Genomic DNA, 20,323 nt, shown 5'->3' on the forward strand with positions numbered 1-20,323 from the left:
GTTTGGATAAGCCCTCGACCGATTAGTATTGGTCAGCTCCATGCATTGCTGCACTTCCACCTCCAACCTATCTACCTCGTCGTCTTCAAGGGGTCTTACATACTGGGAAATCTCATCTTGAGGGGGCTTCACGCTTAGATGCTTTCAGCGCTTATCCCGTCCGTACGTAGCTACTCAGCCATGCTCCTGGCGGAACAACTGATGCACCAGCGGTACGTCCATCCCGGTCCTCTCGTACTAAGGACAGCTCCTCTCAAATTTCCTGCGCCCACGACAGATAGGGACCGAACTGTCTCACGACGTTCTGAACCCAGCTCGCGTACCGCTTTAATGGGCGAACAGCCCAACCCTTGGGACCTACTTCAGCCCCAGGATGCGATGAGCCGACATCGAGGTGCCAAACCTCCCCGTCGATGTGGACTCTTGGGGGAGATAAGCCTGTTATCCCCAGGGTAGCTTTTATCCGTTGAGCGATGGCCCTTCCATGCGGTACCACCGGATCACTAAGTCCGACTTTCGTCCCTGCTCGACTTGTAGGTCTCGCAGTCAAGCTCCCTTATGCCTTTGCACTCTGCGAATGATTTCCAACCATTCTGAGGGAACCTTTGAACGCCTCCGTTACTCTTTAGGAGGCGACCGCCCCAGTCAAACTGCCCGCCTGACACGGTCCCCGTACCCGATGAGGGCACTAGGTTAGAACCTAGATACGATCAGGGTGGTATCCCAACGGCGCCTCCGCAGAAGCTTGCGCTCCTGCCTCCACGGCTCCCACCTATCCTGTACAGATCGTACCCAAATTCAATATCAAGCTGCAGTAAAGCTCCATGGGGTCTTTCCGTCTTGTCGCGGGTAACCTGCATCTTCACAGGTATTAAAATTTCACCGGATCTCTCGTTGAGACAGCGCCCAAGTCGTTACGCCATTCGTGCGGGTCAGAATTTACCTGACAAGGAATTTCGCTACCTTAGGACCGTTATAGTTACGGCCGCCGTTTACTGGGGCTTCGGTTCACAGCTTCGGATTGCTCCTAACCGCTCCCCTTAACCTTCCAGCACCGGGCAGGCGTCAGCCCGTATACTTCGCCTTGCGGCTTCGCACAGACCTGTGTTTTTGCTAAACAGTCGCTTGGGCCTTTTCACTGCGGCCCCCTCGGGCTATTCACCCTACCGAGGCACCCCTTCTCCCGAAGTTACGGGGTCATTTTGCCGAGTTCCTTAACGAGAGTTCTTCCGCGCGCCTTAGAATTCTCTTCTCGCCTACCTGTGTCGGTTTGCGGTACGGGCACCTTCTCCTGGCTAGAGGCTTTTCTTGGCAGTGTGAGATCATGACCTTCGCTACTATAATTTTCGCTCCCCATCACAGCCTAGCCTTACGATGTGCGGATTTGCCTGCACACCAGCCTCACTGCTTAGACGGACATCCATCAGTCCGCGTCACTACCCTCCTGCGTCACCCCATCGCTCATAGCGGATTACGGTGGTACAGTAATTTCAAACTGTTGTCCTTCGACTACGCCTGTCGGCCTCGCCTTAGGTCCCGACTTACCCTGAGCGGACGAGCCTTCCTCAGGAAACCTTGGGCTTTCGGCGGATCAGATTCTCACTGATCTTTTCGTTACTCATACCGGCATTCTCACTTGTATGCTGTCCAGCGCTCCTTACGGTACACCTTCAACCTACATACAACGCTCCCCTACCCCAGATGCAAAGCATCTAGCCATAGCTTCGGTGGTGTGTTTAGCCCCGTTACATTTTCGGCGCAGAGTCACTCGACCAGTGAGCTATTACGCACTCTTTCAATGGTGGCTGCTTCTAAGCCAACATCCTGGTTGTCTGTGCAACTCCACATCCTTTCCCACTTAACACACACTTGGGGACCTTAGCTGATGGTCTGGGCTGTTTCCCTTTTGACAATGGATCTTAGCACTCACTGTCTGACTCCCGGCAAGAAGTAAATGGCATTCGGAGTTTGACTGAGCTTGGTAACCCTTGCGGGCCCCGCACCCAATCAGTGCTCTACCTCCACCACTCCATTCACCGAGGCTAGCCCTAAAGCTATTTCGGGGAGAACCAGCTATCTCCGAGTTCGATTGGAATTTCTCCGCTACCCCCACCTCATCCCCGCATTTTTCAACATGCGTGGGTTCGGGCCTCCAGTGCGTGTTACCGCACCTTCACCCTGGACAGGGGTAGATCACACGGTTTCGGGTCTACGTCCACATACTCAGTCGCCCTATTCAGACTCGCTTTCGCTGCGGCTCCGGCTTCTCACCTTAACCTTGCATGTTAAACGTAACTCGCCGGTTCATTCTACAAAAGGCACGCCATCACCCATAGAAAGGGCTCTGACTTTTTGTAAGCACACGGTTTCAGGTTCTATTTCACTCCCCTTCCGGGGTGCTTTTCACCTTTCCCTCACGGTACTGTTTCACTATCGGTCGCCAGGTAGTATTTAGCCTTAGCAGATGGTCCTGCTGGATTCATACGGGGTTTCACGTGCCCCGCACTACTCGGGATCCGTCTCGGAGAGAACACAGTTTAGGCTACAGGGCTTTTACCTCTATCGCGGGCCTTTCCAGACCTCTTCGCCTACCATATTCCTTTGTAACTCCATGTGAGACGTCCCACAACCCCAAGAGGCAAGCCCCTTGGTTTAGGCTGTTCCGCGTTCGCTCGCCGCTACTGACGGAATCACTATTGTTTTCTCTTCCTCAGGGTACTTAGATGTTTCAGTTCCCCTGGTCTGCCTCTGCATTTCCTATGTATTCAGAAATGAGTAACTGCGAATTACCACAGCTGGGTTTCCCCATTCGGACACCCCCGGATCAAAGCTTGCTTACAGCTCCCCGAGGCAGTTTCGTTGTTCGCCACGTCCTTCGTCGGCTCCTGGCGCCTAGGCATCCTCCGTGTGCTCTTAGTAGCTTAACCAATGCGTTTTCCCTAAGGAAAATCGCTAGTATCGCCATTAATATGAAACTTGTTTACACAAGTTCAGCTTAAAGGAATGTTCTAAAACGCAAATTCGTTTCGGTATCCAGTTTTCAAGGATCAAGTTTAAAGATGAGAGCTTAAACTCTCAAAACTGACCAACGAGTGAGTATTCGAACCCAAGGGTTCTATTAGTGGAAGCAAAGCTTCCGATTTGAATGTCTTCATTGCAGAAGACGATTCTCCATAGAAAGGAGGTGATCCAGCCGCACCTTCCGATACGGCTACCTTGTTACGACTTCACCCCAATCATCTACCCCACCTTCGGCGGCTGGCTCCCTTGCGGGTTACCCCACCGACTTCGGGTGTTGTAAACTCTCGTGGTGTGACGGGCGGTGTGTACAAGACCCGGGAACGTATTCACCGCGGCATGCTGATCCGCGATTACTAGCAATTCCGACTTCATGCAGGCGAGTTGCAGCCTGCAATCCGAACTGAGACCGGCTTTGTTGGGATTGGCTCCACCTCGCGGCTTCGCTTCCCGTTGTACCGGCCATTGTAGTACGTGTGTAGCCCAGGTCATAAGGGGCATGATGATTTGACGTCATCCCCACCTTCCTCCGGTTTGTCACCGGCAGTCAGTCCTAGAGTGCCCAGCTTCACCTGCTGGCAACTAAAGTCAAGGGTTGCGCTCGTTGCGGGACTTAACCCAACATCTCACGACACGAGCTGACGACAACCATGCACCACCTGTCTCAACTTTCCCCGAAGGGCACCTGATGCATCTCTGCTTCGTTAGTTGGATGTCAAGACCTGGTAAGGTTCTTCGCGTTGCTTCGAATTAAACCACATACTCCACTGCTTGTGCGGGTCCCCGTCAATTCCTTTGAGTTTCAGTCTTGCGACCGTACTCCCCAGGCGGAGTGCTTACTGTGTTAACTTCGGCACCAAGGGTATCGAAACCCCTAACACCTAGCACTCATCGTTTACGGCGTGGACTACCAGGGTATCTAATCCTGTTTGCTCCCCACGCTTTCGCGCCTCAGCGTCAGTTACAGCCCAGAAAGTCGCCTTCGCCACTGGTGTTCCTCCACATATCTACGCATTTCACCGCTACACGTGGAATTCCACTTTCCTCTTCTGTACTCAAGTCACCCAGTTTCCAGTGCGACCTCAGGTTGAGCCCAAGGTTTAAACACCAGACTTAAATAACCGCCTGCGCGCGCTTTACGCCCAATAATTCCGGACAACGCTTGCCCCCTACGTATTACCGCGGCTGCTGGCACGTAGTTAGCCGGGGCTTTCTTCTCAGGTACCGTCACTCCGGTAGCAGTTACTCTACCGGACGTTCTTCCCTGGCAACAGAGCTTTACGATCCGAAAACCTTCATCACTCACGCGGCATTGCTCCGTCAGGCTTGCGCCCATTGCGGAAGATTCCCTACTGCTGCCTCCCGTAGGAGTCTGGGCCGTGTCTCAGTCCCAGTGTGGCCGTTCACCCTCTCAGGTCGGCTACGCATCGTCGCCTTGGTGGGCCGTTACCCCACCAACTAGCTAATGCGCCGCAGGCCCATCCCCAAGCAGCAGATTGCTCCGCCTTTCATTCTTCTCTCAGGAGAAAAAAGAAATTATCCGGTATTAGCTACCGTTTCCGGTAGTTATCCCAGGCTTGAGGGCAGGTTGCCTACGTGTTACTCACCCGTCCGCCGCTAAGTCTGAAAGGAAGCAAGCTTCCTCTCAAACTCCGCTCGACTTGCATGTATTAGGCATGCCGCCAGCGTTCGTCCTGAGCCAGGATCAAACTCTCCAAATTGGTATTTAGAAAGAGCGATTGCTCATTTTGAAACATCTGACGAGAATTTACATTCTCATTTTTGGATCTCACTGAAGTGATCTCCGATACTCACTCGTTGTTCAGTTTTCAAAGATCAAGCTCATCTTTCGTCGCCGTTTTTTGTCTCAGCAGCGACCTTTATAATATATCACAGCGCCCTCGTTTTAGTCAACCTTTTTTTTAATTTCTTTTTTCGGCTGATTTACGACTGCATTGCTGCGCATCGTTATGTCAGAGGGACGAGTTATAATTTATCATAAGAACTGCACCCTAGTCAACCCTTAATATTCAGTTTCCTTTCAGCTCTTCTGCAAACCTGGACAAATAAAAAAAGAGAGTACACTCACCCTCTCCATTCTCCCGCTAATGCTATCTATATAGAGCTGTTACCGCCAGTAGGCGATTTGTTAACTTAAAGGGTATAACGAATGGCATGACCATCCCCGGCATCCACTGCCCACGAGGCGATCTCCCGAATTAATGAACGGGATACCAGCTTGCGAAGCACAAGCGGCAACTCTGCCTGGAGCGGGCTGAGCCCCGAATGCTGCAGAAGCTCCTTAATGCTCCACGCCTCCTTACGGCTGCCCAGGATATGAAGCAGCATGATACAGCAATCCTCCATTTTTGACATAAGGGCAAATTCACAGGCGAGCAGAATCAGTTCAATTCTCTGGTCCAGTGTCTCTGTGCTGATAGTCAACTCTTCATATAGCTTATGGACCGGGGAGTTCAAGCTTTTCACCTGTCCCCATACTGCCGGTTCCGGGAAATACCCCGCTTCACTCACTTCAATGCGCGCCCAATGATACAAGGCAATGAGTACGCAATTATAGGCATCCATGGTGCAGCCTGCTTCAATATAACGCTTGGACTTAATATACATATGTAAAAAACGGGAGAATTCCATGAACAGCACCCGTTCTTTGAGCGGGCCCTCAAACTGGGTGAGCTGCTTACGCATCTCCGCCAAGATCCCCTTCGGGTCCCAGAGTACCTCTCCGGATATCAGGCTGCTAAGAAGCTCGTTGTTATCTCCGGCCATAACAGCACGTTCCAATGCAGATAGACCTACATGCACCGATTGTGTCCGCTTATCACCAGCAATGCTATGGGTTATGATGCGTTCCGTCTCCTGTTCCTCATGCAGCAGAAGGACCACCATATCAAAATCGTGCAGCAGCGCACTTTGAAACGTGGCGTCTCCTCTTTGCCGCCAAGCAACGGCTCCAAGAACATTCTCTTCAAAAGTCTCCCCGCTTAATAGGGTCAAATTGGACAGTTCCATGCTTCCCTCCATCAAATTTGGCGATTTTGCGTCCGTCAGTTATAATCTCTATACATAAAGCTTATTCTACATATTCATGCCAGTTCCTCCTGAACAACCGAACTATATTTCAGTTAGGAGATCGTACTCATGAAATTTAAATCGGCCAAAATCAATGCTTTTCGCACCTGGGGACTGCTTCTGACCATGCTTGGCATGGGTCTCATGATCATGGGAACCGCAGGTATTGTATTCTGGGGCTCTGCCGGCAAAGTCGTTGCTGCTGTCGGTCTTGTCATTGGACTCGTCTCCATGATGGCCAGTCTGGCTATTTATTTTTGGGCGGGCATGCTCTCAACCAGTGCGGTTCAGGTGGAATGTCCGGAGTGCCATAAGCTGACCAAAATGCTGGGCAAAACCGACCGCTGCATGTTCTGCCACACCATCCTCACCATGGACCCTGCACAAGCTACCATTACTGCCGAAGAGCTTGAAACCCAGCAACTGAAACACTAATCCTCTCCAAGCAGTGCTTACTGACATTATGCATTTATTTAGAGACAAGGTAATGTAAGAATAGTATTGTCTGCCAAAAAAGGTGTTGTCCACTGTAGGACAACACCTTTTTTTAATGAAATCATCTTATTTAATAATTCCCTTCAATGCTTCCCATGCCTCCGGACTGGCAAAGCTACGGTTCCAGGCTGCCACACCGCCCAGCTTCAAGGACTGGGCCAGCTCTACCCGGGCTGTGAGCGAGGTGGTGTCCTCGATCCAGATTTTGCGGAGAACATCCTCTTCCTTATACTCCACGTAGTTCTGTCCGGCTTCCTTATCGAATACCGGTGTCAGCTTCTTCTCAGCGATGATCTCCTTGACCGCATTCATACTGACGGCCTTGGAGCTTACTTTGGTCTTGCCCTTCTCGGTGGCTTCCGTCCAGATCCGCGTATAGAGTGGCACTCCCAGAATTAACTTCTCTGCTGGCACCTTATCCTCCTCGATAATCCGGTTCATAGAGGTCTTAACCCACGGTAAAGAGGCTACTGATCCTGCAACCGGACTGGCTGCCCAGTGCTCGTCGTAGGCCATTACAATCAGGAAGTCGGACACGGCGGCAAGCGCCGGACGGTCGAGAAACAGGGACCACATCTCGCTCTTGGACTTCGGCGTAACATCAATAGAAACAATCAGATTACGGCTCTGGGCCATCGGCTTCAGTTCCCGCATGAACTGCGTTACGTTCGGTCCATCCTTGGTGTACACATTCTCGAAGTCGATATTAATCCCGTCTAAATTGTACAGGTCTGCATACTTAAGCATCTGCACAATGGCATTCATCCGATTGTCATACGTGGATAAGGCTTCAGTGGTCAAATCGGGTTCAAAGCTGTTGCTCAGCAGCCCCCATACCTCCATCCCCTGATTATGCGCCCAATCTACATAAGAGCGGTCCGCCTGGCTACGCACATTCCCCTTCACATCAATAATGCTGAACCAGGTGGGGCTAACCACATTAATTCCAGGCAAGGCTGCGAATTTGGCGGGATTAGGCTTGCGTTCATACACGGCTTCCCAGAACATGTTTACCGGCTTATCCTTCCAGCTGCGCTCCGCGCGCGTAGGTATTGCGGGCTTTTTCTCTACAGTTCGGGTACCGTCTACGGTAATATCATCCGCCTTGGCGTAGCCCGAATAACCATTATCAAGCTGAGCGTATACCCAGTCCTTGGTGTCCGTGTTCCAGATCCGTACAACATCCCCAGGATTCATATCCGCCAAAATCGGTGCATGCACCGAGGGCTCACTGCGCAGGGCTTTCGTTTTCCCGCCTTCTTTGCCCTTCACCTTGCCAAGCGGCACCGATTCACCTGCAGTCATTAGCAGCACTGCACCGGTATTCGTATCCTCTTCGATCTCGAAGCCGTACAGATTCTCCAGTGTGTCTACCGGAAGATAGGTCACTTTATCTTTAACCTCGGGAGCAAGCCGAAGCTGCAGAGGTTCATTGTTCAGAGCTGCGGCCTTGGATTCCTCCTGCATGTACAACAGACTGCTGTCCGTTGAGAGGATGACTGATTTGCTCTCTTTTTCATAGCGGATAGAAGGATCTACATATTCCTGCAAAAAAGGCAGCGGTAACAGCAGTCCGTCCCCCGTACCCGATGCTGAATAGCCTGTAAGCTGTCCCTTCACAAAAATCGGCTTGTCCAGCCCCTTCCAGTCCGGGTCCAGATGCTGGCGGTTCGGCAGTACATAATAAACAACCCAAAAGGCTGCGGCGGCTATGATGACAAGTCCCAATAAGCGGCGAGTAAGACTTCCACGCTTTGTGACGCGTCTTTGTCTCTGTCTTCTGTCCAAAATAGGTCCTCCAAACCATTCGTTGAATTTTAAAAGCAGGCAACACTTCTGTTAAGTATACGCCATGCAGGCGAGCTTGGTTGCGCGAATCTCTTGGAAGGTTTGTATTTTTGTAACAGCTTGATTCTCTCTTCATATAAAAAAGCGTGCAGAATCCGCATTCGGACTCTACACGCTTATAGGTATCATTCCATTCAGTGCTGCTTCTCGCCGCAGCCTTTGCACACACCGTACAGCTCCATACGCAATCCATGAATCTTGAAGCCTGTGGCCCGTTCGGCCTGCTGCTCTACCTCATGAAGAGTGGAATAGCTGAAATCCTCAATCTTGCCGCATTCCTGGCAGATAACATGATAGTGATCAGATACATTGGCGTCGAAACGGCTGGAATTATCACCGTAGGTCAGCTCACGGACCATACCTGCTTCCATGAACATCTTAAGATTGTTATACACAGTTGCCACACTCATGCTCGGAAACTGAGGCTCAAGTGCCCGGTAAATATCGTCTGCTGTAGGATGATTCATCGCTTCCATCAGATACGTTAGAATCGCATGACGCTGAGGCGTAATACGGACACCGGTTGTCTTGAGTTGCTCCAATGCATGCTGTACGCCACTACCCATCCATGCCACCGCCTTTAATTATACAACTTAATAATAATTCTAATGTAATTGTATGACTCTGCTTTCAACGTTGTCAATGAAGTCATTACATTATATTCATTATTATATAATAAAAATTCCTTATTTCAATATTTGCTCACATTTAAATTGCTGTTTCCGTCTACACGCAGCTTGAATTCACCGGTTCCAATCTGGCCGGAAAGCACTTTTTTGTCAATCACGAGCCCTGGCAGGTCTGTTACGATATCTCCATATCCGCTGGAGCCCTCCACCGTATAATTACCTGTTAGCGGCAGGAACAGTTCAATATCCCCCACTGCACTGTACACATCCCAGTCTCCCCCGAAATCCCCGGAGCGGATGCTGATCCGGCCGTTCAGGGATTCGGCATGCAGCTTGGATCTTGCTCCGGATACCTCCACATTGCCATTCTTCGTGGACAGATCCAGCACATCCCCGCTGTCATATGCCGTGATGTTGCCGACCGCCGTTGACAGCTTCAGGGCACCTCTAACGTCCCAAGCCCCCATATCGCCTCCGCTTGTCCCCAGCTCCACATTGCCCAGGACATCTCTGGTGCGCACCGCACCGTTTAAGGTTTTACCTTTTACATTGCCGTAAATGCGGTGCAGAATCAGCTCCCCGTTCCCGGTCTCCAGCGAGATGTCGGCAATGGCTTCCACATTCTGCAGGGTAATTCCGCCATTCATCGTACGGACGTTCAGGTCGAACCGCCGGTCTTCCGGCAGGGAGATATCCAGGTTGATCCGCGGCTGGCGTTTGCCGGATTCACCGTACGCCTTACTCTGGGGTGTGATCTTGATTGTCGTACCTTCCGTCACCTCGACAAAGGACTGGTCCGCTATGGCTTCCGCCTGCACCCCGTCCAGCTGGTCTACCCAGACGGTTGCCGTAATCTCAATATCCTCCACAGCAGCCCGGTGAATGAGAATGTCTCCATTAATAGCGTCAATATTGACCTTGGAGGTGTTCAGTTCCACCGGAACCATCAGCGGAGCCTTCTGATATGAGCTTCCTTCCGCTTCCCCGTAATCGACTGCCGCCACGGTCAGGTTAAGACTCACCTTGTTCCACAGATGCAGATAGTGCTCCTGCTCGGTTACAATAAACACACAGGCAGCCAGTATTACCGCAGAGAACAATCCCCGCAGATCCATCCGCGCTCTTCCGGCAGTACCGCTCTGCTTCAGACGGCGGAAAAGTATATAGATCAGCAGATACTCTACTCCCCATAATACCGGAATGATAGGCCACCATTTGAGCAGCAGCATCATATAATCTGTTCCATCACGCCAGTCCAGGAGAAGCAGGATTCCGACAGCAGCCAGCGTTACTGAGGCTGTATATCTGCCGATCCGCCGCTTCTTCCGCTCCTTGTCCTGACGCGCTATGGAGTCCCTGGCCATCTCTCTGATCCCCATAAGAAGGCCGAGGCCTATCAGCACCACTGCAACGGCAGCACCGGCAGAGGTCTCAATGAATCCCCGAAGCCAGGGCGGCTTTTGCTGGAAAAGAAAGAGCATCGCCCCGCCGATAAGCAGCAGGAGGCCAAAGGAAATCCCCGGCTCGCTGATCCTTACCCGGCGTCTTGAGGTTGTTGTACCGGACTGGATGGTCTCCAGCTCTTCAAGATCATGCTCAACAGGAAACCGCAGAATCAGGTCTGCGTTCTGAAGCGCGTCAAACACATTATAGAAGTATAACACCGGAATCAGCAGCCCCAGTAAAATCAGCAGCGGTACATTGATTTGCATCCCGATAGATGAGAAATACAGCAATGCCACAATATCCAGCACAATAAGGAAAATGACAGAAACCCCTTTGCGGAGCAGCCCGAGATAGAGATGTCCCGTGCCGGGAAGCACTGCAGCAAGCAGGCCGGCTATAAATTTACGTTTACGCGGACGGCGTTTGGGACGGGGAGGGATGTAGGGATGGTTCAATTCTACGTCAGCTTCAGACAGCGGCAAGCCTGCCTCATTCTCTTCTTCCCGCACGGAAAGCTCCTCATGATTCTGATGGCCGGAACTCATTCTCGGTACTCCTCCTTTCTAAATTGGGATGTACTTGTCATTTCAGCCTGCTTGTCCGGTGGAATTCCAGCAGCTCTACTCCAGGAACCACCTCTTCGGACCCGACAGGAATGAACCCGTGCTTGGTATAGAGCGTCACTGCCGGAAGGTTCAGCTTCCCCGTAGATACGATAAACTGCTCCATCTCCGCGTAACGGACAAAGATAAATTCTAACAGTCTTCCGGCCACGCCTTGGCGGAAATGGTCCGGGCTGACCATCATCCGGGTAACGGTTAGCTTGCCGGGAGACTCCTGGGTGACTGCAACAGCGCCGAGCAGCTCCTCCGTCTCATCGAAGCAGCCGTAGAACTCCTCTGTAACCCGGCTGAGCATGTCCCTCGTCTCCAGCAGCGGCGGTATGTCACGAAACCCGATGATCTCCGCCTCCAGGCGGTATGCCTTATGCTGAAGGCTCCATAGCTCATCCAGCGTGATCTCATCCTGCAGATTCAGCTTCACTATTGTATCCATCCGTACATTCCCCTTATATACTGCACAGGGGCCTGCCGTTGCCGACAAGCCCTGTGCCCAAGATTCTATAATCTATTACCCAATCTAGCTGTTCAGCACTTCTGCTAGCAGTGTGTTCACAAGACCCGGGTTAGCCTTCCCTTTGCTCGCCTTCATGACCTGTCCTACAAGGAAGCCGATCGCTTGTTTCTTGCCGGCCTTGTAGTCTTCGACAGATTGCGGATTAGCAGCGACCACTTCCTGTACGATTTTCTTGATCGCACCTTCATCACTGATCTGCACCAGACCCTTTTCTTCAACGATAACTGCCGGCAGCTTGCCGCTCTCCAGCATTTCTTTGAACACGGTCTTGGCAATTTTGCTGCTGATGGTTCCGCCTGCGATCAGGCCGATCATCTCGCCCAGCCCCTGCGGCGTAATCTTCACCTGGGATAACTCCAGATTATTGCTGTTCAAATACCCCAGCAGATCGCCCATCATCCAGTTGGCGACAGCCTTGGCATCCTGCGTGAAGGCAAGACTGCCCTCGAAGAAGTCCGCAAGCGGCTTGGAGGAAGTGAGCACTCCGGCATCATAGGCAGTCAGACCAAACTCCTCACTGTACCGGGCCTGCCGGGCATCCGGCAGCTCAGGGATCGTGGAGCGGATCGCTTCCTTCCAGTCCTCGCCAATATGCAGCACAATCAGATCCGGGTCCGGGAAATAACGGTAATCATGGGCTTCCTCCTTGCCGCGCATGGACAAGGTCTTGCCTCCCGCTTCATCCCAGCGGCGGGTCTCCTGTACAACGATTCCCCCGTCATCCAGAATCTCCCCCTGACGGAACTGCTCATACTCCAGCCCGCGCAGAACCCCGCGGAAGGAGTTCATATTCTTCAGCTCGGCCCGGATGCCAAATTCCTCCTGCCCCACCGGCCGTAGGCTGATATTGGCATCACAGCGCATCGAGCCTTCTTCCATCTTCACATCCGATACATCGCAATACTGCATAATGGCGCGGATCTTCTCCAGGTAAGCACGCGCTTCCTCCGGTGAACGCAGATCAGGCTCCGAGACAATCTCAATAAGCGGAGTGCCTACCCGGTTGAAGTCAACCAGTGAAGCAAATCCTCCATCCACGTGAGTCAGCTTGCCCGCATCTTCCTCCAGATGAAGACGGGTGATCCCGATCCGTTTGGTCTCTCCATTCACTTCAATATCAATCCAGCCGTTCAGGCCGATAGGCTGATCAAATTGCGAAATCTGGTAGGCCTTCGGGGAATCGGGGTAAAAATAGTTTTTGCGGTCAAACTTGCTGACATCGCCGATCGTACAGTTCAGAGCCATTGCCGCTTTCATGGCATACTCTACCGCCTGGCGGTTAAGCACCGGCAGTACACCGGGGTGGCCGAGACAGACCGGACAGGTATGGGTATTAGGCGGAGCGCCGAATTCTGTGGAGCAGCCGCAGAAGATTTTGGACTTGGTATGAAGCTCCACATGAACTTCAAGCCCGATGACCGTTTCATATTTAGACATAGATAATCTCATCCCTTAAAAGTTTTGTGGGCATATACTCAAACTATATAAGAAGCACTAAAGAAATAAACAAAAAGCAAAAGAAACGGAGGGGAAATTTGGAACTGTAGGAGCGGTAGCGACCGCCTTTGTCACCGGATTTCAACCGCGAACAGCGGTATTAATCAAGAAATCTGGGGACAACAGCGGCCGGAAGTCCAAATGTTCACCGCAGTGACGATGTAGCTTCAAGTTCAAATCTTAAGTGCATCTTAATATAAAAGCTACATTTGCGGGCGGGCCTTGTGATGCTCTGTATGTTGTTCAAAGGCATGCGCAACGCGCAGTACCGTACTCTCATCAAACTCCTTGCCGATAATCTGCAAGCCGACAGGCAGACCTTCAGCGAACCCGCAAGGGATGCTGATAGCAGGAATACCGGCCAGGCTGACAGGAATGGTAAGGATATCATTCAGATACATGGTCAGCGGATCTTCGGTCTGCGAGCCCAGCTTGAAGGCTGTGGTTGGCGCAGTCGGGCCGATCACGACATCATATTTCTTGAACACTTCATCAAAATCCTGCTTAATCAAGGTGCGCACCTTCTGCGCCTTCAAATAATAAGCATCGTAATATCCGGAGCTTAGCGCATAGGTGCCGAGCATGATCCGGCGTTTGACTTCAGGGCCGAAGCCCTGGCTGCGGGAGTTATGGTACAGATCCAGCAATCCACCCCCATCATCCACACGCACTCCGTAACGGACACCGTCAAAACGGGCCAGGTTGGAGGAAGCCTCGGATGAGGAAAGGAGATAATAAGCGGCTACGGCATATTCGGTATGCGGAAGGGAAACCTCTTCCCACACTGCGCCTAGGCCCTCCAGCACTTTGAGTGCTGCGAGCACCGATTCGCGGACCTGGGCGTCCACACCTTCACCCAGGTATTCCTTCGGTACGGCAATCCGCAGACCTGAGATGTCACCAGTCAGCGAACTCAGATAATCAGGTATGCTGACCTTGGCCGAGGTGGAATCCTGGGCATCATAACCGGCAATCGCCTGCAGTACATATGCAGAATCCTCAACGCTGCGGGTAATTGGACCAATCTGATCCAGGGAGGAGGCAAAAGCCACCAGCCCGTAACGGGAGACCAGGCCATAGGTAGGCTTAAGGCCGACTACTCCGCAGTAGGAAGCCGGCTGGCGGATCGAACCGCCGGTGTCGGAACCAAGTGTAAAGAATACCTCTCCGGCCGCAACCGCTGCTGCCGAACCGCCGCTCGAACCGCCTGGAACACGCTCCAAATCCCATGGATTGCGCACAGCGCCGAAGCTGGAATTCTCATTGGACCCGCCCATGGCGAACTCGTCCATGTTCAGCTTACCTATAGTTACGGCATCAGCCTGACGCAGCTTGGAAACTACGGTAGCATCATAAATCGGCTGGAAGTTATTAAGGAACTGGCTGGCACAGGTGGTGCGCAGACCTTGGGTCACAATATTATCCTTGATTCCGGCGGGCAATCCGAATAACAGACCACGCGCAGCTCCGGTTGCCAGCTTGTCATCAAGCGCACGTGCCTGATCGCGGGCCCCCTCTTCATTCAGTGTCAAAAAAGCATGAACCTTGCTGTCACGTTCCGCAATGACGGACAGGGATTCTTCAGTCAGTTCACGGACCGAGACCTCTTTACTGTGCAGCATGTTATGTACTTCAGGTAGTCGATATTGAAACAGGCTCAACTTGCTTCCTCCTCTCAGGGTATGGTTATTCCAGAACAGCGGGAACCTTGAAGTGTCCCTCTTCATGTTCCGGTGCGTTAAGCAGCGCTTCCTCTTGGGTCAGGCTCTCCTTCACCACATCGTCACGCATCACATTGCTGACTTGCAGCACATGGGTGGTCGGCTCTACATTCTCAGTATCCAGCTCATTCAATTTCTCGGCATATTGTAAAATAGCATTCATTTGTTCGGTGAAGGTAGCCTCTTCTTCCGGGCTTAATTGCAGTCGGGCCAGCTTGGCCACATGCTGCACATCTTTGACGGTGATGCTCATAATGGATATCCCTCCTGTTTAAAGGGCTAAAGCGCCCGGATAACGTTTTTAATTATAGGGTAGACGGCCTTACAATTCAATGCGCTTGTCGATTGAGGGGGATATATACAGCAAAAGACCCGCACCTGCTGATTGTGGCAGCAAGCGGGTCTTGAGTGCTTAAGCTTAATCCGGCTAATGATTCATCCGGTAATACAGATCATTCCAGCGCAGCTCATTCTCAAGTGAAATCAGGGTGCTGGAGGTGTCGATGACAAGGCACTCGACTCCTGCCATGCGCGCCCAATCCCGGAGCTGTTCACTTGTTGTATGGAAGGAAAAGGCGAAGTGATGTGCACCCCCGGCTAGAATCCAGGCTTCCGATGCACGGGTCAAGGACGGCTCTGGCTGCCAGAGGAGGCGCGCTACCGGCAGATGAGGCATTCTATGTTCATTCTGTACGGCATTCACTTCATTGACGATCAGACGGAACCGGTCGCCCATATCCACCAGGGTAGCATTGATTCCTCTGCCGCTGGCTCCGTTAAAAATCAGTCTCGCCGGAGCTTCCTTGCCGCCGACAAACAAGGGATGCACTTCAATTCTTGGTCTGTCCGCAGCCAGGGACGGGCAGATCTCCAGCATATGGGAACCCAGCACCATTTCATTACCCTTTTGCAGATGATACGTATAATCCTCCATGAAAGAGGTCCCTTGATTACCGGCCATAATCTTCATCATCCGTACCAGCGCGGCCGTCTTCCAGTCGCCTTCACCGCCGAAGCCGTAGCCTGCCGCCATCAGCCGCTGAGCCGCCAGCCCCGGTAATTGCTTCAGTCCATGCAGATCCTGGAAGCTGGTCACGAACGCTGTATATCCGCCCTCCTCCAAAAATTCGCTCAGCGCAATCTCCATCCGCGCCTGTTCACGAATGGCTTCCCGTTCAGCGCCATCGGCACGTCCCTGATCCGTAAAATCGTACAATTCGGCGTATTCATCCATCAGCGTACGCAGCTTGGCATCACTTACACTCCGAACCCGTTCAGCCAGATCACCGGCCGGATAACCGTTGACCGTCCACCCCAGCTTGATTTGCGCCTCCACCTTATCGCCTTCCGTCACCGCAACATCACGCATATTGTCGCCGAATCTGGCGATCCTCATCGTCTGGCTCCCGGTATAGCCCGCCGCCGTCTTCATCCACCCTCCGATTCTTGCACGCACCTCTTCATCCTTCCAGTGGCCTGCAATAATCTTTCGGGCCATGCGCAGGCGGGCGCCGATGAACCCGAACTCACGGTCGCCGTGCGCCGCCTGGTTCAAGTTCATAAATTCCATATCTATACTGTCCCAAGGAATCTCGACATTGAACTGGGTATGCAGATGCAGCAGCGGCTTGCGCAGCTGGGTCAGCCCCGAGATCCACATTTTGGCCGGTGAGAAGGTGTGCATCCATGTGATCACCCCCGCGCAGGTCCCGCTGGAATTGGCTTCAAGACAAACTCGCAGAATCGCTTCCGGAGCCGTGACCGTTTCGCGGAATTGGATCGGATACGGAAGGCCCCCTTCGCGGTTTAGCTCCTCCACCATTTTCCTGGAGTTCTCCTCCACTTGCTCAAGTACTTCCTCTCCGTACAAACCTTGGCTCCCTGTTACAAACCAGAATACATAAGGCTTAGCCTGCAGCATATCAAATTCCTCCGTTTGTTCAGTTCGTTTTGAATTTCAATTCAATCTCATAATGAACGGCTGCTCCAGGCTCCAGCAGCTTCAAAGCATGCGCTCCGCGCTCTTCCGCTCTCCCCCGGGTCCAGCAATTGGACGGCTCGAGTCCCAGCACATGCTCGCCAGCTCCCGGCATTCTCCACTGCACCAGTCTGGGGAGCGTCAGCCGGTTCCACTTCAGCTCTGCCGTCAGACCGCCCGCAGAATAGGATAAGCCGGGTACAGGAAAAGAAGGGCTGCAGATTTGTGCGCAGATGTACGTTTGCTGCTCCAATGGCTCATGGTAGTACACTTGTTCTTTAAAACGCTGATCCGGCGCCTGCCATTCATGTATCCGTGATATCTCCATATCATCATCACGCGGAGCACAACTGCTCTCCGGCATGATGATCCTGGTATCCTCCGCAAGCAGCGGAAAGCCAAAGTTGAAATGATACAGCATCAGATGCGGGGCCGGTGTAAAGCCTACATTCTCCACGCAATCGTTAAGCTGCAAACTGTTCTCGCCAAGCCTGCTTGTAATCGTGCGGGTCAAACGCAGCTTATGTCCAAAGATGGACGTCTCCTCTACGACTCCCCGCAGGCGTATCTCATATTCATTACCTTGCCATTCCGCCTGATAGGAAGCCTGGCGTGCAGGCGTATGATGAATCTGTCCATGCAATCCATAAGCTCCGTAATCGTCCCGGCCGGCCGCACCTGCCTGCGACAATCCGCAAGTCATCAGCAACCCGCCGGAAGCTGTCTGCAGCCAGTGATTCCCCTCTTCCCGGAAATAAGCGGGATGGGGATCTCCGTTGGCGGCAGACCAGCTAAACGGAATGCCGCAAAATTCAGCCAAAGAGATATCCATTCCCTTGCCGGGATGCACCCAATAGGAGAGGCCGGAGCCGGTCCGCACACGGAACACTTCCTGACCGGCCTCCGGCCCCTCTCTCATTACAAAGGGCTGCACTCCCGCAAGCTGCTCTATCCGGCCAACTCTGGCCTCCAGCTCACGCCGGGTCCATTCTCTGCCATAAAGTCTTGCCATACTGCCATTCCTCCTGCACCCGGGAAGGAAAGCCTCAGGCTTGTCCGGCACTCCCGAAAATTCTCATCGTACGAACAATATCCTGCTGCACTGCTTCCATAGCCCATCTGGATAGATCATGATAATAGCTTTTGCGCTGCTGCGCACTGTTGGCCGCCAATTTCGCCTGGAGGGTATTGGCCACTTCATGCGCCATATTGGAATAATAGTTAAGCTTGCGGATGCCGCACTGTATGGAGGTGATATAGGCGGCTTCATCCAGTCCAGACCCTCCATGCATCACCAGCGGCAGGCCGGTAAGCTCTTTGATGAGCTTCAACCGCTCAAAATCCAGAACCGGTTCTGTCAGATAAACACCGTGCGCTGTCCCGTAAGCAACGGCAAGGGCATCAACATCGGTATGTGCAATAAAAGTTTGGGCTTCTTGGGGATTGGTGTAGACATCGTCCGGATCATATTCTTCTATTTCTTCCTCCGCTCCTCCGCCCTCCGGACGCAGAATCTTGCCAAGCTCGGCTTCTACGGAAACTCCGAGCGCCTTGGCGATTCTGCTGATTTCATTGGTCTGGCGGATATTCTCCTCCAGCGGCAGATGCGCGCCGTCGAACATCACCGACGAGAAGCCGAGCTGCATCGCCCGGATCAGAATTTCGTGATCCTGGCCGTGGTCCAGGTGTACGGCAACGGGAACCCGCGCTTGCCTCGCAGCCGCCAGTATAATGGGAGCGATCACCTCCAGCGGAACAAGCGGAATATGCACTTCCGCAAAGGCAGAATGACCGGTGAGCGTGCCTCCTCGGCCCCGGCAATGATTCCCCGGATCATCTCCAAATTAATAACATTGTACGCGCCGACGGCATAACGTTTGGCTTCGGCATCCTTCATTAACTCTTTCAGGGTCACTAATGGCATTCTTCAGCATCTCCTATAGGTTTGACATGGCGCTATTAACCGCTTGATACAACCGTTTATATTTGGCGTAATTCTCGTCATAGTGCTTACGGTTCTCCGGGCGGGGATAGAAGGTAGTGCCCGCCTTCACCAAACGGCGGGCAGCTTCTGCATAGGAAGGGAACACTCCCAGCGCCACCCCGGCCAGAATAACCGCTCCGAGAATACCTGCCTCTTCGATATCAAGGGCGATGACGGCCCTGTTCATGATGTCCGCCTTGATCTGCAGCCACAGGGCGGACTTGGCACCGCCGCCACAGGCTTTTAGTTCCCTGATACTCATACCTGCTTGCTCCAGGCAATCCAGATTGAGCCTCATCTCAAAGGTGACGCCTTCCATTAAAGCTCTGTACAGCTCACCCTTTGTGGTATTAAAATTCAAGCCCGCGATGACCCCAACCGCAGCCGGGTTCATGTATGGAGTGCCTGAGCCGGCAAAATGCGGCAGTACCAAGATGTCCGTGGGACCTTCTCCGGCGCTCTCGCCCATAATCTCATAGACACTCCGCCCGGACTCATCTGCCGCACATTTCTCTTCATAACCGAACTGGTCCCTGTACCACTTCAGCAGGGAGCCGCCGGTGAAATTAAACGCATAGGTGGTATAACTCCCCTGGATATAAGGAACCAGCGCCAGCTTGCTGAGCGCAAGCGCCTTATCATCGACCTGCATGGTATGGAAGACCGGCGTGATGCACTCTACAGTGCCAATACCGTCTACAGCCGAGCCTTCTTCCGTGACTCCCGCGCCGATGGCGGCGCATACCTGGTCATGTCCGCCGAGCACCAGCTGAAGGTGGGCAGGCAGCCCCAGCGCCTCAGCCGCTGCGGGTGAAATCCGGCCGAGCTGTGATCCAAGCTCCAGCGCCTGGGGAAATATCCCGCTCCTTAAGCCTGACGCCCGGATAATCTCCTCATCCCACTTAAGCCGGTGAACATCAAAGGCCATCGTTCTGGACGCCAGCGAGTAGTCGATCACGGGTCTTGCACCCAGCTTGTAGAGAATAAATGATCCAAACGGCAGAAAGGTATGAAGACGCTCATAAATGTCCGGCTGCTCTTCCCGGTACCACATCAATTTGGAGAGGGTGTACATCGGATGGGGGTGAAGGCCCGTCTTGCCAATGATCTTCTCTTCTCCGATATGCTCCACCAAAACCTCCAGTTGCCCGCTTCCCCGCTTGTCGATATACAGCAGGCTGTTTCCAAGCACGCAGCCCCCGCTGTCGAGCAGAACGGCAGCCTCCCCAAAGGAAGAAACGGACAGTCCGGCAAGCATGGCAGGCGGTCTGTCATACTTAATCATTGCGGAACTGATCACAGCTACCACCGCTTCCCACACCCGCTGCGGACTCAGCTCATAACAGCCGCTTTCCGGCGATTCCATGGGATATTCCCTGTATGCCTGGGCCAGCACCTCACCCGTTGGAGCCATAATCAGGCATTTCGTGCCTGTTGACCCGATATCTAAGCCTATGAGATCGACGGCCATGTCCCCGAT

Annotated in this window: 14 protein-coding genes and 2 rRNA genes; 1 reads left to right on the forward strand and 15 read right to left on the reverse strand. The window is 52.8% G+C overall.

Annotated elements, in window-relative coordinates:
• Positions 1–2: 2 nt before the first annotated feature.
• The 3 genes from NST69_RS26170 to NST69_RS26180 all read right to left on the reverse strand — a co-directional run bounded on the left by NST69_RS26170 (position 3) and on the right by NST69_RS26180 (position 6,048).
• Positions 3–2,927, reverse strand: a 23S ribosomal RNA gene (locus NST69_RS26170).
• A gap of 250 nt (positions 2,928–3,177) precedes the next feature.
• Positions 3,178–4,739: ribosomal RNA gene (locus tag NST69_RS26175) — 16S ribosomal RNA — on the reverse strand.
• Together the 16S and 23S rRNA genes form the textbook arrangement of a ribosomal RNA operon.
• A 433-nt stretch (positions 4,740–5,172) precedes the next feature.
• Positions 5,173–6,048 (reverse strand): nucleotidyltransferase-like protein, encoded by an 876-nt coding sequence (locus NST69_RS26180; RefSeq protein WP_209880024.1) that lies wholly within the window; start codon positions 6,046–6,048, stop codon positions 5,173–5,175.
• Between the two features lie 129 nt (positions 6,049–6,177).
• On the opposite strand from NST69_RS26180, the gene NST69_RS26185 reads away from it, so the two are divergent.
• Positions 6,178–6,543 (forward strand): DUF2614 family zinc ribbon-containing protein, encoded by a 366-nt coding sequence (locus tag NST69_RS26185; protein ID WP_076080530.1) that lies wholly within the window; start codon positions 6,178–6,180, stop codon positions 6,541–6,543.
• Between the two features lie 126 nt (positions 6,544–6,669).
• Here NST69_RS26185 and NST69_RS26190 read toward each other — a convergent pair whose 3' ends face one another.
• The 12 genes from NST69_RS26190 to NST69_RS26245 form a co-directional block, all read right to left on the reverse strand.
• Positions 6,670–8,391: a glycosyl hydrolase family 18 protein gene (locus NST69_RS26190; RefSeq protein ID WP_340957989.1), complete on the reverse strand. Its 1,722-nt coding sequence runs from the start codon at positions 8,389–8,391 to the stop codon at positions 6,670–6,672.
• 194 nt (positions 8,392–8,585) lie between these two features.
• Entirely contained in the window at positions 8,586–9,017 is a 432-nt protein-coding gene (gene perR, locus NST69_RS26195) for a peroxide-responsive transcriptional repressor PerR (protein ID WP_209880018.1), read from the reverse strand.
• Positions 9,018–9,142: 125 nt separating this feature from the next.
• A complete protein-coding gene (locus tag NST69_RS26200) occupies positions 9,143–11,071 on the reverse strand; it encodes a DUF4097 family beta strand repeat-containing protein (protein ID WP_340957988.1) in 1,929 nt (642 codons plus the stop codon).
• A gap of 37 nt (positions 11,072–11,108) precedes the next feature.
• Positions 11,109–11,582, reverse strand: a complete 474-nt coding sequence (locus NST69_RS26205) for a GNAT family N-acetyltransferase (RefSeq protein WP_340957987.1) — start codon at positions 11,580–11,582, stop codon at positions 11,109–11,111.
• Between the two features lie 84 nt (positions 11,583–11,666).
• A complete protein-coding gene (gene gatB, locus NST69_RS26210) occupies positions 11,667–13,112 on the reverse strand; it encodes an Asp-tRNA(Asn)/Glu-tRNA(Gln) amidotransferase subunit GatB (RefSeq protein ID WP_340957986.1) in 1,446 nt (481 codons plus the stop codon).
• A gap of 251 nt (positions 13,113–13,363) precedes the next feature.
• Positions 13,364–14,821 (reverse strand): Asp-tRNA(Asn)/Glu-tRNA(Gln) amidotransferase subunit GatA, encoded by a 1,458-nt coding sequence (gene gatA, locus NST69_RS26215; protein WP_340957985.1) that lies wholly within the window; start codon positions 14,819–14,821, stop codon positions 13,364–13,366.
• A 25-nt stretch (positions 14,822–14,846) separates the two neighbouring features.
• Entirely contained in the window at positions 14,847–15,134 is a 288-nt protein-coding gene (gatC, locus tag NST69_RS26220) for an Asp-tRNA(Asn)/Glu-tRNA(Gln) amidotransferase subunit GatC (protein WP_076080520.1), read from the reverse strand.
• 174 nt (positions 15,135–15,308) lie between these two features.
• Positions 15,309–16,802, reverse strand: a complete 1,494-nt coding sequence (gene araA / locus NST69_RS26225) for an L-arabinose isomerase (protein WP_342547515.1) — start codon at positions 16,800–16,802, stop codon at positions 15,309–15,311.
• A gap of 19 nt (positions 16,803–16,821) precedes the next feature.
• On the reverse strand, positions 16,822–17,871 hold the full coding sequence (locus tag NST69_RS26230; RefSeq protein ID WP_342547516.1) for a DUF4432 family protein: 1,050 nt from the start codon (positions 17,869–17,871) through the stop codon (positions 16,822–16,824).
• Between the two features lie 34 nt (positions 17,872–17,905).
• The gene (locus NST69_RS26235) at positions 17,906–18,631 is read right to left on the reverse strand and encodes a class II fructose-bisphosphate aldolase (RefSeq protein WP_342547517.1); all 726 of its coding nucleotides are present in this window, start codon (positions 18,629–18,631) and stop codon (positions 17,906–17,908) included.
• On the reverse strand, positions 18,601–18,783 hold the full coding sequence (locus NST69_RS26240) for a class II fructose-bisphosphate aldolase (protein ID WP_342547518.1): 183 nt from the start codon (positions 18,781–18,783) through the stop codon (positions 18,601–18,603). Before NST69_RS26240 ends, NST69_RS26235 begins: the two co-directional genes overlap by 31 nt.
• Before the next feature lie 13 nt (positions 18,784–18,796).
• Positions 18,797–20,314 (reverse strand): FGGY-family carbohydrate kinase, encoded by a 1,518-nt coding sequence (locus NST69_RS26245; RefSeq protein WP_340957979.1) that lies wholly within the window; start codon positions 20,312–20,314, stop codon positions 18,797–18,799.
• Positions 20,315–20,323: the final 9 nt, after the last annotated feature.

The organism is Paenibacillus sp. FSL P2-0089 (genome assembly GCF_038595095.1).
Lineage (GTDB): Bacteria > Bacillota > Bacilli > Paenibacillales > Paenibacillaceae > Paenibacillus_AQ > Paenibacillus_AQ silagei.